Source organism: Ruegeria sp. CH2 (assembly GCF_056537065.1).
Genome location: NZ_JBQFQV010000001.1, coordinates 644,214 through 657,266 on the forward strand (window position 1 = coordinate 644,214; position 13,053 = coordinate 657,266).

The window sequence follows — 13,053 nt, forward strand, 5'->3', positions numbered from 1 at the left end:
ATGTTGCTAGTACTGGGAATGGCGATACTGGGTGCAATCCTGGGCGCTTTGACCGCAAAAAAACGCAATGGAAACGGCGCCGACATGGCGCAGTATGCCGCCGGATATGGGATCGCTTTTGCGCTTGTGGGGCTGGTGATCTCGCTGGTTCTGCTTCGCATGGTGGCGTGACGCGATGTTCCTGCCCTTTTTCGAAAACCTCCGCAAAGCGGGCATCCCGGTATCGCTCCGGGAGTATCTGACTTTTCTGGAAGGCATGAAAGAGGGTCTGGTCACCTATGATGTCGAAGCATTCTATTACCTTGCCCGGGTGTCGATGGTGAAGGACGAGCGCAATATCGACAAATTCGACCGCGCCTTTGCCGCCAGTTTTGAGGGATTGGGCGAGATCAGTTTCGATCAGGTGTTGGAAGCTGTCGATATCCCCGCCGATTGGCTCGCCAAGATGGCCGAGAAACACCTGTCGGACGAGGAGAAGGCAGAGATCGAAGCGCTTGGCGGTTTCGACAAGCTGATGGAAACACTGCGCGAACGACTCAAGGAACAACAAGGCCGCCACCAGGGCGGCAACAAGTGGATCGGCACCGCCGGAACCTCTCCGTTCGGGGCCTATGGGTACAACCCTGAAGGCGTCCGTATTGGTCAGAAAGAAAGCCGCCACCAGCGTGCGGTCAAGGTCTGGGACAAGCGGGAATTCAGGAACCTTGATGACACGGTTGAACTGGGCACCCGCAACATCAAGGTCGCCCTGAAACGCCTGCGCCGCTGGGCGCGGGAGGGAGCAGCCGAAGAGCTGGATCTGGACGGCACCATCCGTGCCACGGCCGAGCATGGCTATCTGGATGTCAAAACCCGGCCCGAGCGTCACAACGCGGTGAAGGTGCTGTTGTTTCTGGACGTCGGCGGCTCGATGGACCCGCATATCAAAGTGGTTGAGGAGTTGTTTTCCGCTGCAAGAACCGAGTTCAAGCATCTGGAATATTACTACTTTCACAATTGCCTGTATGAAGGGGTCTGGCGCGACAACCGCCGCCGCTGGAACCAACAGACCCCGACCCACGAAGTACTGCGCACCTATGGATCCGACTACAAGTGCATCTTTGTCGGCGACGCCTCGATGAGCCCCTATGAGATCGCCTATCCCGGCGGTGCCAATGAACATTGGAATCAGGAAGCTGGTCAGGTCTGGCTGCAACGCGCGCGCGAACAGTGGGCGTCAAACCTGTGGATCAACCCGGTGCCCGAGAAATACTGGGAATATACCCATTCCATCAGCATGATCCGCGACATCTTTGAAGATCGCATGGTGCCCATGACACTGGCTGGTCTTGAAAAGGGAATGCGCGAGCTGACGCGGTGAAACACACCTTCAGGTATTCCTGCTGATTTAACCTTGACCTCAAGCAGGGTTGAGCTTTCACAGTATCCCGGTTGCCGTTTAAAAACCTGAGGAGCTGACTGTGCATCTGCTGACAATCCTGGATCACCCAAAGCCGAACTCCTTTACGGCCGCCGCTGTCGCGAAACTCTGCGAAGGCGCAAAGGCGGCTGGCCATACCACCGAGGTTGCGGATTTGCATGCAGAAGGGTTCGATCCACGCTGGTCAATGGCGGATATCGAAGGCGAAGCAGGCACGGGCGCACCGCAAGACATACTTGCGGAACAAACACGGATTGCGCGCGCCGATGCAATCTGCCTGGCCTTTCCGTTGTTCTGGTGGGGAATGCCTTCGATGATGAAAGGCTGGGTCGACCGCGTGTGGATGTGGGGCTGGGCCTACGATCAGTTGGACGATCCGGAAAAGTCCCTCCAGAGGTCCCGAACTGGGTTATTGTTGGTGCCAGCCGGTGCGCGTTCTGACGAAATGGAAGCCAAAGGATATACCGACGCGCTTGAGACACTCTGGACGAATGGCACGTTTGGGTATTTCGGGTTTTCACCCCGGAAACTCGAGCTGTTGCATGGTGCGACCGGGTCAGCCCTGCGTCGACAGGCGCTTTTGGAACGTTGCTATGAAATTGGACTTACGCTTCCGCAACCTGAAAGCGATCCATGAACACGGTTACATCGACAGCCTCACTTCGAAATGAAACAGAACAGAGAAAAGCTGTTATTTTCCATTTGCTCTTGGGGTGTTGAAAACCCATATCTAACCCATGCTTCGCCTGACCCCTATCCTGCTGGCCATTGCCTATGGAATTGTGATGTACCGGATTTCCGTCTGGCGCACCCATCGGGAACTGGACGCAAAGTCGACCGAGCTTGTTGACCCGGCCCTCAAGCGCATGACCGACCGGTTGGCTGCCGCGCTCGAGATCGAGCGGGTCCCGGTTTATATCTACGAGATCGACCCGGTGAACGGGTTGGCCGCACCGGACGGGCGGATATTCATCACGCGGGGATTTTATCGCAAATTCCGCAACGGCGAGGTTTCGGCTGAGGAAATGGCCAGTGTAATCGCGCATGAGTTGGGCCATGTGGCACTAGGTCACGCGCGGCGGCGGATGATCGATTTTTCAGGGCAGAATGCGATGCGCACGGCGCTGATCATGGTCCTGAACCGGTTCATCCCTTTTGTCGGAGCGATGATTGCCAACGCGTTGACCGCACTGATCGCCTCGCGCCTGTCGCGGGGGGATGAGTATGAAGCGGATGAATATGCGGCCGCCTTGCTGACAAAAGCCGGTATCGGAATCGGCCCGCAGAAATCACTGTTTCATAAGCTGGAAGAGTTGACACAGCAACGCGCCGGGGTGGTCCCGGCATGGCTGATGAGCCATCCCAAGACAGATGAACGTGTTGCGGCGCTGGAAAAGCTTGAACAGCGTTGGGCACAGCAGTGAAGCCTGTGCTGCGAGAGGCCAGCCTCTCGCGCTCTCCGGGATATTTTTGGCCAGATGAAGCTGGATCTCGCTCAGGTGGCGAGTGCCTTGCCCAATCGCGGAAGCCGGGCTTTTTTCATGAGCGCGCGAAGGGTCCATTTTTCGGCTGAGAGGCGATTGGCTTCGGCAAGGACCTGAGTGGCAAGTGTGCTCATGCCTTCTGGATTGGATTGCCAAAAGCCGTACAGCAGGCTGTCGGGGTCTTGCCGGTCAAGCCCTTCATCAGTCAGGATATTTCTGGGAAAATCCTTGGCATTAACCGTGACAATCAGATCAGCGGAAGCAGCTATTGCTGTAGCCAGCACGTGGATATCTGCGGCGTCCGGCAGCCACAGACGGTTTTGAAGACCCTCATTCGTTGGACGTTCAGCATCCGGCCAGGCCGCTTGCACCAACGCGATCTCGGCGCGCGCCTGCGCCTCACCCGTCGGGCCCAGCTTACGGGCGGCGCGGGCCCATTCTTCGAGGATGCGGGCGGACCAGAGCGGGGTGAAATGCCCCAATCGCGCAGCACCCAACAGCATCTCGCGCATGACCGTGGGATAGAGGACGCAAGTGTCGAGAACAGCCTTCATAGGCGGTAGAACACCGCTTTGAGGTAGCCGCTTTCCGCCAGTTGCGGCAGTTGCGGGTGATCCGGCCCGGCAAATCCGGTGTGGATGAGTTGCGCCTGTCGACCCGCCCGGCCGATCCCGCGGGAGGAGGCATCGCGGAACCGCCCCAGATCGGCGGCATGAGAACACGAGCACAGCCCCAGATAGCCGCCGGGTTTGACCAGAGGTGCGGCAAGCCGTGCGATACGCTCATAAGCGCGCAACCCCGCGTCCAGCGCTTGTTTTGAGGGGGCAAAGGCAGGTGGATCACAGATGACCACGTCAAACGCCGCACCCTCGTCCCCCAATTGGGTCAACACATCGAACGCGTCGCCCTGTCGGGTCTGGAACCTGTCGGCAAGGCCCGAAGCCTCGGCACCTTTGGCGGCCAGTTCCAGCGCGGCAGCAGACCCATCGACGGACAGGGCTTGTCCGGCTCCTGCGGCCAGCATCGCCAGGCCAAAGCCGCCAACATGGCTGAACACGTCAAGCACCTGCGCTCCGGGATGTACCAGCCGTGCGGCAAAGGCATGGTTGGGGCGTTGATCGTAAAACAGGCCGGTTTTCTGACCTCCGGTCAGGTCGGCCATATACGTGGCACCATTCATCGGCACAGGCAGGGGTGCGTCGGGTGCGGTGCCGTGCAAATTCAGGTTCTCATCGTCCAGCCCTTCCAGCCCGCGCGTACGGCCCGAGGCGTTTTTCAGCACCGTCGTCACGCCTGCGACCTTGATCAGCGCGTCGGTGAGCGTATCCAGATGCATCTCTGCCCAGGCCGCGTTGGGCTGGATGACACAGCTATCGCCAAACCTGTCGATGATCACACCGGGAAAGCCATCGGCCTCGGCATGGACCAGACGGTAGAAAGGCGCATCAAACAAGCGTTCACGCAGTGCAAGGGCGCGGCTAAGGCGGGTTTCGAACCAAGTATTGTCCAATTGTGCGGTGGTATCACGATCCAGCACCCTGCACATGATTTTTGAGTCAGGGTTGACCGCCACCAGCGCAAGCGCCGCGCGGTTGTCATCCTCGAGAATCGCCAGAGCGCCTGCGGGGATCTTGCGCGTGCGGCGGTCGGTGACAATGTCATTTGCATAGACCCAGGGGAAGCCATGGCGCAGCCCGCGCGCGTTGGCTTTGGGTTTCAGGCGGATACGGGGGCGGTCGGCAGATTGGGTCATGGCGCCCTCTTAGTCGCGAATGTGCCGATGGAAAAGCCCTAGCGGTTCCGAGAGCGCCAGCCTCCACGTCGTTTCGGGGTTTGGGCCGCCTGAAGGCCCTCGGACAGAACCTGAGTCATGGGATGGTCCGGGCTGTGCAGCGCGTATGCCGCATGCAACTCGGTCAGCGCCGTGTTCTGGTCACGCTCTTCGGGCAGGCTGAGCGCCCAGTCCAGAAATATGCTGCGGCATTCCGGCAAGGTGATGCCTTCGATGCGATAGGCTTCCTGGATCAGACCTTTGTGGTCATTGGGATCAGTGCTGCGTGCCATTTTCGCCCTCTTGGATCACGCTGCCGATCAGGTCGGCCGCGGTTGTGTAACTCTTCTGTAATGCCCGTTGCAGTGCATCGACCTGTTTAAACCCGGTGGCGCGGCACAGGAAATCCACACCTCCTTCACCGATCTGTTCCGCCTCGATGACCTTGCCCGAAAGAAGCCGGGCCGCACATTGCACCGACCAGCATAGGCTGTAGCAGTCTTTCAGGGATTGCGCCTGCGCGACATCCAGCAATCCGGTAGCGACGGCACCATCGAGGCCTGAGGACACATCGCGTGCCGTAGTCCCTGCCAGCAAGGCTCCGGTTTCGGCCATCAGTTCGATATCCATCAGGCGGCCGGGCCCGTTTTTAGCATCCCAGATCCCGGCGGGTGCCTTGGCCGCGGCCAGACGCGTTCGCATCTCGGCGACTTCGCGCAAAACCTTGTCCCGCTCGCGTGGGCGCGACAGAAACCCGGCGCGGAACGCTTCGATATCATTTGCCAAACCGGCATCACCCGCAACGACATGAGCACGGGTCAGGGCCAGATGTTCCCATACCCAGGCCTCATTCTGCTGATAATTGGTAAAGCTGGCCCAACTGGTGGCGACCGGCCCCTGATTGCCGGACGGGCGCAGGCGCATGTCAACCTCATACAGCCGCCCCTGAGACATCGGAGCCGAAAGTGCGGTGATCAGCGCCTGCGTGAACCGCGCGTAGTAGGTGCGCGTGGCCAGAGGGCGCGGACCATCGGACATGTCCTTATCCTGCGGGTCATAGATCACAATCATGTCCAGATCGGATTGCGAATTGATCCGTCCTGCGCCCAGCGATCCCATGCCCAACACCGCCGCTCCGCGTCCCGGGGCGGGCCCGTGTTTGCGGGCGAAATTCTCGGTAACATAGGGCAGGATGGCGGCAATCACCAATTGTGCAAGCTCTGCATATTGTCGGCCTGCCTGTGCCCCGTCGATCAGACCCCGCAAGTGGTGGACGCCGACCCGGAAATGCCATTCCTTACACCAGCGCCGCGCAAAGTCGAGCCGGGTTTCATAGTCAGACTCTTCCGCCAGCGCACGGGCCAGTTCGACCTGCAATTCCTTCTGCCCTGGCCAATCGGCAAAGAAACTGCCGCCGATCACCGCGTCGAAAACCGAGGCATTGCGCGACAGATGCGAGGCCAGAGCGTGAGACGTGCCAACGATATCGACCAGTAGGTCGATCAGTTGCGGATTGGCCTCGAACAAGGAAAACAGCTGCACCCCGGCGGGAAGGCCAGACAGAAACCCATCCAGCGCCATCAACGCCTCTTCCGGTTTGGCGGTCTTGGCAAGACGCGACAGCAGCTCGGGCCGCAACCGTTCGAATATCCGCGACCCGCGCTGGGACCTTAAGGCCGGATAGGTCGTCCACCGGGCCAGAACACTCTGGTCAAATTCCACATCCTGCGCCGCCACAGGTGCAGGACCGGGTCCAGGCGCAAAAAATCCTTCAGTCAGTTCGTGCACTTCGGTCAGGCGGTTTTTCACGTCCTGTTTCAGTTCATCGCTGCCGATCCCTATCAAACAGGCGATGCGTTCAATGCCTTCCGGTGATTTCGGAACCTTATGCGTCTGTGCATCATGAACCATCTGAATGCGGTGTTCGACTTCGCGATGTGCCCGGTAATGATCGGTCAATTTATCCGCGACATCCTGCGGCACCCAGCCTTTTGACGCCAACGCCGCCAGCCCCGGAACCGTTCCGCGCACCCGCAAATCCGGATCGCGACCACCTGCGATCAGCTGACGGGTCTGGGTGAAGAACTCGATCTCGCGAATACCGCCCTGCCCCAGCTTCATGTCGTGGCCGGGGATCGACAAGGCCCCGCCCGTACCTTTGTTTTCGCGAATCCGAAGACGCATATCATGCGCGTCCTGAATGGCGGCAAAATCCAGATGGCGACGCCAGACAAAAGGGCGCAGACTGTCCAGAAACCGCTGCCCCGCGGCCAAGTCTCCGGCGCAGGGGCGGGCCTTGATATATGCCGCGCGTTCCCATGTGCGGCCAAGGCTTTCGTAGTACCGTTCAGCGGCCTCCATTGCCATGCAAACCGGTGTTACGGCGGGGTCTGGCCTCAGCCTCAGATCTGTACGGAAAACATAGCCATCGGCAGTCTTGTCGCTGAGTGTCGCGCAGAAGTTCCGCGTTGCCCGCACCATGCCCTGCCGGGCCTCGTAGAAGTCATCCGGGTCAAACCGTGTCTCATCAAACAGCACAATCAGATCGATATCCGAGCTGTAGTTCAGCTCATGCGCGCCCATCTTGCCCATGGCCAGAATGACCATCCCGGCGGCAGTTTCGATAGCATCCTCGGTCATACCCGGCAATTTGTTGCGCCGGATCAACATGGCGATCTCGGCCTTGGCCGCAACATCCGCGGCCAGTGCTCCGAAATCGGTCAGCGCCGCGGTGACTTTCTCAAGCGGCCAGGCACCTGCAATGTCGGCAAGCGCGGTCAACAACGCCACACGCCGCTTGGCCTGCCGCAATCCGGATTTCAGCTGATCCGGCGGCAGCTCACGCGCATCCGCCATGACTTCAGACAGAGCCTGATCCGGGCGCATTATGGCATCAGGCAGCCATTCCCTTTCACGCTCGATCAGGCCTTTCAGATATGGGCTGGACCCGGCTGTTCCCGCCACCAGCTCTCCCATCTCCTGCGACAGATCAGGTATCAGAGCGCGGGTTTCATCGCCCAGAGACGGATCAAACGCACGCGGAAGGCGGGTAATGGCAAGAGCGTCAGTCATGCGCGCACCCTGCGCATTGCGGCGCGTAATCGTCAATGGGGTATTCTGATCAGGTTACCTGAACCGGCGTATCCTGACTGAAGCTGTTGATCCAAACGTCGTTTCTTCTTTCCCACAAAGATGAAATCAGCATTGCCTCGCGCCGATCTGCGCCCGGGCGCAGGTAGTCGGCACGGTAGGACAACAAGACGATATCCGGGGTCAGAATGCGTAACCGGGCATCACTCAGATCAAACTCGGCCATCGTTGGCGCATCTGCAAATTGCCCGACGTGATCGTCCCGATTGGCAAAACCCGTGGGATAAACGCCCAGAAAATCCGCGCTCAGCAAGGCGCGGTCGGCGCTTGCATCGCCTTCAACCAGCGCCACCCAGACCTGCGTTTCCAGTTCAAGAATGTCCTTTAGTGCAGGGGCAGCTTTGTTGTCCGTCATATCCATACCCAGAACCTGCGAGCCAGATCCTGAAACGTCAACCGGATTGCTTAATGTAAATCTTTTTCACATTACCCCTTGCACCCAACCAAACGATACCCCATCTATGCAATGTGAATAGAGTTTACATCAACCCTGGAGAGCTCAAATGACCGCATTGTCCGACCCCGCCGTCCCCGCGAATCCGGGATGGCTTTATCGAACCGAAGCCTGGCTGGACGACAAAGGCAAAGGGGCCTGGATCGCCGCCATGGTTCTTGGATTTATCTTCTTCTGGCCCGTTGGCCTTGCCCTGCTGGCCTATATGATCTGGAGCAAACGCATGTTCAGCAAATCCTGCAACCGCCGCAAATCCTGGCACAGCCACATGAGTGCAATGAAGCCCTCGGGCAACAGCGCCTTTGACGCCTACAAAGCAGATACACTGGCCCGCCTGGAACGCGAACAACAGGATTTCGAAGCATTTTTGCGCCGCCTGCGTGACGCCAAGGACAAGGCCGAATTCGACCAATTCATGGATGAACGCGCCCGCGAGAACCATGACGAAGAAGGCAAGGGCGAGCCCGCCTGATTGACCTTGCCCTGCCCCGGTGTTTCGGGACAGGGTGCCCCCACCCCAGTTTTTCGGACCTATCGAATGAACCATCTGCCCAACCCGGACACCCAACCCGATTTCTATCGTTCCGTGACAACCAAACGCTTTGTCGCCTGGCTGTTCGATATCGCCTTCATTTCGCTGCTTTGCACGGTGGCAATCCTCTTTACTGCGTTTCTGGGTCTGTTTTTCCTGGCCCTGATCTACGCCGTTGTCAGTTTCGTCTACCGGGTGGTGACCATCGCCAACGGCTCAGCCACGCTGGGTATGCGCTTTATGGGGATCGAGCTGCGTGACGCGTTCGGAGAACGAATGGACCTGGGCAAGGCGCTTGCCCACACTGCCGGCTATTTTGTCAGCATGGCCTTTCCCGTGGTCCAGATCATCTCGGTCATCATGATGATGACCAGCGCCCGTGGCCAGGGTCTGACCGACAGTTTTCTGGGCACCGTGATGATCAACCAACGGGCCTGACGCAAGGTTGCGTGAAACACTTGGCGGTCTCGGGAACGGTTGCTATCATCCCTCCCGAGGTTGGATGGGGATTTCATGCGACATACGCTGCCAATTGCGCCACAATTCTATGTCACGGCACCGCAGCCCTGCCCTTATCTTGGCGGCAGGATGGAACGTAAACTGTTCACCGCCCTGCAAGGCGAAGGGGCTGAACAGCTGAACAACTCCCTGTCTCAACAAGGATTTCGCCGGTCTCAGAATGTACTCTACCGTCCTTCGTGTACGGATTGCGCAGCCTGCCTGTCGGCCCGGATCGATGTTTCAGCCTTCCGGCCGACCAAAAGCCAGAAGCGCGCAGCAAGGCGGAATGGTTACCTGGAACGCCGCGCAACCTCGCCATGGGCCACGGATGAGCAATACGAGCTGTTCCGCCGCTATCTTGATACCCGTCACGCCGATGGCGGCATGGCTGACATGGATGTTTTCGAATTCGCCGCGATGATCGAGGAAACACCGATCCGCAGCCGCGTTGTGGAATATGCCGATCCTGAAACGGGCGAGTTGATCGCCGTCAGCCTGACCGATGTGCTCGATGACGGGCTAAGTATGGTCTATTCTTTCTACGACCCGGAACAGCCGCAAAACTCACTCGGCACCTACATGATCCTCGACCATATCGACATCGCACGTGAGGCGGGCCTGCCCTATATCTATCTGGGGTACTGGGTCCCCGGCAGCCCCAAGATGGGCTACAAAGCCAAGTTTTCAGGGCTCGAGGCCTATATTCAGGGGGGCTGGCAAAAAATCAGTGATCCGGATGCCTATACCGGCACATCGCATCACCCCTTGTCGGCGCCGCCAATCGCCGAACAGGTCGCCAATATCCAGCTCCCTGACCGGCACCCGACCAAAGGCTGACCGCGCGATGAAACAAAGCCTGCATGCCGTCACCCTTGTGGTGCCGGATTACGACGACGCCATCTTGTTTTATACAAAGACGCTCAGCTTCCAACTTATCAAGGACATAGACCTCGGCAATGGCAAGCGCTGGGTTCTGGTCGCGCCTCCCGGTTCGGATAGCGGCTGTCTTCTTCTGGCAAAGGCTGACGGACCCGAACAAACCGCCGCCATAGGCAACCAGACCGGCGGGCGCGTTGGGTTCTTCCTGCAAACCGATGACTTTTATCGTGACCACGCAGATATGCGCGCCGGGGATGTCCATTTCGAAGAAGAGCCCCGTCACGAACCTTATGGCATTGTCGCAATCTGGGGTGATCCCTTCGGCAATCGCTGGGACCTGATCCAGTTCACCTGATCCGAATCTTCATCTGGCCAAAAATATCCCGGGGATGAATTGGCCGCAGGCCAAGAAGGGGCTGGCCCCTTGCCCGAAACAAACAGAAAAAGGGGGCCAACCGGCCCCCTTTGCAATATTCCCTTCCGGATCGGATCAGTTTGGCATCAGGTCCGGAACGATCGTGACAATCGTCGGGAAGAACCACAAGATCGCGATCCCCATCACCTGGATCAGAACAAACGGAACGATCCCGCGATAAATATGGCCTGTTGTGACCTCTTTCGGCGCAACCCCTCGAAGGTAGAACAACGCAAACCCGAAAGGTGGCGTCAGGAAGGACGTCTGAAGGTTCACCGCCACCATGATCGTGACCCATTTCGGATCGAACGAGCCGCCATAGATCACCGGGCCCACGATGGGGATCACGATGTAGATGATCTCGAGGAAATCCAGCACGAACCCCAGAATGAACAGCACCAGCATCACGATCAGGAAAACCGTGAACTCGTTGTCAAAGCTCTTCAGGAATTGCTGGATATAATGCTCCCCTCCGAATGAAATCACCACGAGGTTCAGCAACTGCGATCCGATCAGGATGGTGAACACCATCGAGGTCACTTTGGCTGTCTCACGCACCACCGGGGTCAAAACACCGCTGGAATAGAGCACCCAGCATCCGTACAGCAGCCCGAACAGGGCGTACAGATAGGCCGCATAAGCAATGATGAAGGCGATCCAGGTTTCCACCGTCACACTGCCTTGATTGATACGCAGGTCAAAGTTGACCCCCATCAGCAGTGCAATGACAACGGCGAAGGTCGACCAGATGACCACTTTGCCCGAACGGCCCTGATCCTGCAGCTTGCGATAGGCCGCCAGCATGATCGCGCCACCCGCGCCCAGCGCAGCCGCTGGTGTCGGATTGGTGACACCTCCCAGGATCGAGCCCAGCACCGCTATGATCAGAACAAGCGGCGGGAAGACCACGCGGATCAGATCGTTTGTGGCACAGCGGGCCGCAGCCTCTTTGCAACCATACATGGCCAGCGCGAACGGCAGGGCGAGCAGCACGAAAGTCACGCCAGAGGATGTGGTCGGCGATATCATCAGGATATCGACCAGTGCCATCAGCAACAGCCCGATCGCGCCAAGGATCAGCGGCTGCGGTGACCGCGACGGTGCGATACCACGGCCGAGAACCAGGGTCAGACCAAGCAGAACAAGGGTAACCGCCACTCCAGTGCCGATCGGCGCCGCGTCGGCAATCCTTTTTTGTTGTTCAGCAGCCAGTTCCTCTTCTGTCAGGCGATGCGCTTCGGTTGTGCCGCCAGCGGCATCAATGGCCTCCTGCTCGGCAACAGCCTGATCCCAGGCAACTTGCCCGTGCAGATCGATCATCGACGCCTTGCACTCTGCCGAAACGTTGGTCCTCAGCGACGCACCCTCGCCGATATCCGAGAAGGCCGAGACCGAGATATTCTGGCTTCCGATCACACCGACATTGCCCAAAAGGACCGCACCGACGATCAGGGCTACAGGCGCACCCAGCAACCATGTCAGGCCTTCTGACCGCGTAATGGGTTCCCCGGAACCACCGGACACAGCCACAGCGGGCGCTTTGTGTGGATTCAGCAATGCATAACCAAAGGCATAGAGCGCATAGAGCAGCGCCAGCATGATCCCTGGCAACAGCGCAGCCTGGAACAATGTCCCGACCGAGACAACCGCAGGCTCACCCAGATAGGTCAGCGCGTCGGTACAACCGGCTTCAACAGCCCGGGTTTCCTGCGCTGTCGAATACAGATCCCCCGCCAATGTGCCCAGCAGGACGATCACGATCGACGGTGGAATGATTTGCCCCAAGGTGCCCGATGCCGCGATCACACCGGTCGCCAGTTCCGGCGAATAGTTGTTGCGCAACATGGTTGGAAGCGCCAGCAGGCCCATCGTCACAACGGTCGCGCCAACGATACCGGTCGAAGCCGCAAGGAACGCCCCCACAACCACGATCGACACGGCCAGACCACCCGGAAGTGGGCCAAAAACACGTGCCATCGTCGTCAGAAGATCGTTGGCAATCTTTGAACGTTCCAGCGTGATGCCCATCAGAACAAACATGAGCACGGCCAGAAGGGTCTCGATGGATTGACCGGCCAGAACCCGCTCGTTCATGCGGTTCACGATGAACGACACGTTGCGGTCCAGCGCGGTTTCCCAGCCCGAGGCAAAAACCGGTTCGGCGAGCCTTGGCAAATCCGGGTATCGGAACACCGATATGGTGTCCGGCTTGATCCCGGAATTCACAAGGTCCCGATAACTTTGCGATCCAACGTCAATCGCCTGGTGGATCAGCAACCCCGCACTGTCCAGCGCGGCGATGATGCCAAAGGATATAATCCCTGCCCCGCCGATGGCAAAAGCCACCGGAAAGCCGGAAAGAATGCCCCCGAAAAGGCAAAAGAATACGATAATAAGGCCTATCTCGACGCCATCAAGTCCGAATAGCATTGTCTTTGTCTCCGCCC

General features: G+C 58.7%; 14 protein-coding genes. 8 read left to right on the top strand and 6 right to left on the bottom strand.

Features of this window, described 5'->3' with window-relative positions; genetic code table 11:
- From ACR0M9_RS03205 to ACR0M9_RS03220, 4 genes are all read left to right on the top strand, one after another.
- A complete protein-coding gene (locus ACR0M9_RS03205; protein ID WP_209503658.1) occupies positions 1 to 171 on the top strand; it encodes a hypothetical protein in 171 nt (56 codons plus the stop codon).
- A gap of 4 nt (positions 172 to 175) precedes the next feature.
- Positions 176 to 1,360, top strand: coding sequence for a vWA domain-containing protein (locus ACR0M9_RS03210; RefSeq protein ID WP_480772827.1), 1,185 nt, complete (start codon positions 176 to 178; stop codon positions 1,358 to 1,360).
- 100 nt (positions 1,361 to 1,460) lie between these two features.
- Positions 1,461 to 2,057: an NAD(P)H-dependent oxidoreductase gene (locus tag ACR0M9_RS03215; protein WP_480772828.1), complete on the top strand. Its 597-nt coding sequence runs from the start codon at positions 1,461 to 1,463 to the stop codon at positions 2,055 to 2,057.
- A gap of 100 nt (positions 2,058 to 2,157) precedes the next feature.
- On the top strand, positions 2,158 to 2,844 hold the full coding sequence (locus tag ACR0M9_RS03220; protein ID WP_480480500.1) for a M48 family metallopeptidase: 687 nt from the start codon (positions 2,158 to 2,160) through the stop codon (positions 2,842 to 2,844).
- Positions 2,845 to 2,915: 71 nt separating this feature from the next.
- On the opposite strand, the gene ACR0M9_RS03225 is transcribed toward ACR0M9_RS03220, so the two are convergent.
- Genes ACR0M9_RS03225 through ACR0M9_RS03245 form a run of 5 tightly spaced genes read right to left on the bottom strand, consistent with a single transcriptional unit; the run spans position 2,916 to position 8,180 of the window.
- Positions 2,916 to 3,458 (bottom strand): RSP_2648 family PIN domain-containing protein, encoded by a 543-nt coding sequence (locus ACR0M9_RS03225; protein ID WP_480480498.1) that lies wholly within the window; start codon positions 3,456 to 3,458, stop codon positions 2,916 to 2,918.
- Positions 3,455 to 4,657, bottom strand: coding sequence for an RSP_2647 family RNA methyltransferase (locus ACR0M9_RS03230; RefSeq protein WP_480772829.1), 1,203 nt, complete (start codon positions 4,655 to 4,657; stop codon positions 3,455 to 3,457). The genes ACR0M9_RS03225 and ACR0M9_RS03230 overlap by 4 nt, the downstream gene beginning before the upstream one ends.
- A 38-nt stretch (positions 4,658 to 4,695) precedes the next feature.
- On the bottom strand, positions 4,696 to 4,968 hold the full coding sequence (locus tag ACR0M9_RS03235; protein ID WP_480504821.1) for a hypothetical protein: 273 nt from the start codon (positions 4,966 to 4,968) through the stop codon (positions 4,696 to 4,698).
- Positions 4,952 to 7,747, bottom strand: a complete 2,796-nt coding sequence (locus tag ACR0M9_RS03240) for a [protein-PII] uridylyltransferase family protein (RefSeq protein WP_480772830.1) — start codon at positions 7,745 to 7,747, stop codon at positions 4,952 to 4,954. Before ACR0M9_RS03240 ends, ACR0M9_RS03235 begins: the two co-directional genes overlap by 17 nt.
- A 49-nt stretch (positions 7,748 to 7,796) precedes the next feature.
- Entirely contained in the window at positions 7,797 to 8,180 is a 384-nt protein-coding gene (locus ACR0M9_RS03245) for a DUF4440 domain-containing protein (RefSeq protein ID WP_480545449.1), read from the bottom strand.
- Positions 8,181 to 8,328: 148 nt separating this feature from the next.
- On the opposite strand from ACR0M9_RS03245, the gene ACR0M9_RS03250 reads away from it, so the two are divergent.
- The 4 genes from ACR0M9_RS03250 to ACR0M9_RS03265 all read left to right on the top strand — a co-directional run bounded on the left by ACR0M9_RS03250 (position 8,329) and on the right by ACR0M9_RS03265 (position 10,546).
- Positions 8,329 to 8,751, top strand: a complete 423-nt coding sequence (locus ACR0M9_RS03250) for a DUF2852 domain-containing protein (RefSeq protein ID WP_480558102.1) — start codon at positions 8,329 to 8,331, stop codon at positions 8,749 to 8,751.
- Positions 8,752 to 8,817: 66 nt separating this feature from the next.
- Positions 8,818 to 9,249 (top strand): RDD family protein, encoded by a 432-nt coding sequence (locus tag ACR0M9_RS03255; RefSeq protein ID WP_209596678.1) that lies wholly within the window; start codon positions 8,818 to 8,820, stop codon positions 9,247 to 9,249.
- 75 nt (positions 9,250 to 9,324) lie between these two features.
- Positions 9,325 to 10,149: an arginyltransferase gene (locus ACR0M9_RS03260; protein WP_480480490.1), complete on the top strand. Its 825-nt coding sequence runs from the start codon at positions 9,325 to 9,327 to the stop codon at positions 10,147 to 10,149.
- A 7-nt stretch (positions 10,150 to 10,156) separates the two neighbouring features.
- Entirely contained in the window at positions 10,157 to 10,546 is a 390-nt protein-coding gene (locus tag ACR0M9_RS03265; RefSeq protein ID WP_480772831.1) for a VOC family protein, read from the top strand.
- Positions 10,547 to 10,681: 135 nt separating this feature from the next.
- Here the strand turns inward: ACR0M9_RS03265 and ACR0M9_RS03270 are convergent, their stop codons facing one another.
- A complete protein-coding gene (locus tag ACR0M9_RS03270) occupies positions 10,682 to 13,036 on the bottom strand; it encodes a TRAP transporter large permease (protein WP_480480486.1) in 2,355 nt (784 codons plus the stop codon).
- Positions 13,037 to 13,053: the final 17 nt, after the last annotated feature.

Bases quoted from the DNA above. Each gene is read 5' to 3' on its own strand.
- ACR0M9_RS03205 (WP_209503658.1), top strand. From the start codon at position 1: ATGTTGCTAGTACTGGGAATGGCGATACTGGGTGCAATCCTGGGCGCT.
- ACR0M9_RS03210 (WP_480772827.1), top strand. From the start codon at position 176: ATGTTCCTGCCCTTTTTCGAAAACCTCCGCAAAGCGGGCATCCCGGTA.
- ACR0M9_RS03220 (WP_480480500.1), top strand. From the start codon at position 2,158: ATGCTTCGCCTGACCCCTATCCTGCTGGCCATTGCCTATGGAATTGTG.
- ACR0M9_RS03225 (WP_480480498.1), bottom strand. From the start codon at position 3,458: ATGAAGGCTGTTCTCGACACTTGCGTCCTCTATCCCACGGTCATGCGC.
- ACR0M9_RS03230 (WP_480772829.1), bottom strand. From the start codon at position 4,657: ATGACCCAATCTGCCGACCGCCCCCGTATCCGCCTGAAACCCAAAGCC.
- ACR0M9_RS03235 (WP_480504821.1), bottom strand. From the start codon at position 4,968: ATGGCACGCAGCACTGATCCCAATGACCACAAAGGTCTGATCCAGGAA.
- ACR0M9_RS03240 (WP_480772830.1), bottom strand. From the start codon at position 7,747: ATGACTGACGCTCTTGCCATTACCCGCCTTCCGCGTGCGTTTGATCCG.
- ACR0M9_RS03245 (WP_480545449.1), bottom strand. From the start codon at position 8,180: ATGACGGACAACAAAGCTGCCCCTGCACTAAAGGACATTCTTGAACTG.
- ACR0M9_RS03250 (WP_480558102.1), top strand. From the start codon at position 8,329: ATGACCGCATTGTCCGACCCCGCCGTCCCCGCGAATCCGGGATGGCTT.
- ACR0M9_RS03255 (WP_209596678.1), top strand. From the start codon at position 8,818: ATGAACCATCTGCCCAACCCGGACACCCAACCCGATTTCTATCGTTCC.
- ACR0M9_RS03260 (WP_480480490.1), top strand. From the start codon at position 9,325: ATGCGACATACGCTGCCAATTGCGCCACAATTCTATGTCACGGCACCG.
- ACR0M9_RS03265 (WP_480772831.1), top strand. From the start codon at position 10,157: ATGAAACAAAGCCTGCATGCCGTCACCCTTGTGGTGCCGGATTACGAC.
- ACR0M9_RS03270 (WP_480480486.1), bottom strand. From the start codon at position 13,036: ATGCTATTCGGACTTGATGGCGTCGAGATAGGCCTTATTATCGTATTC.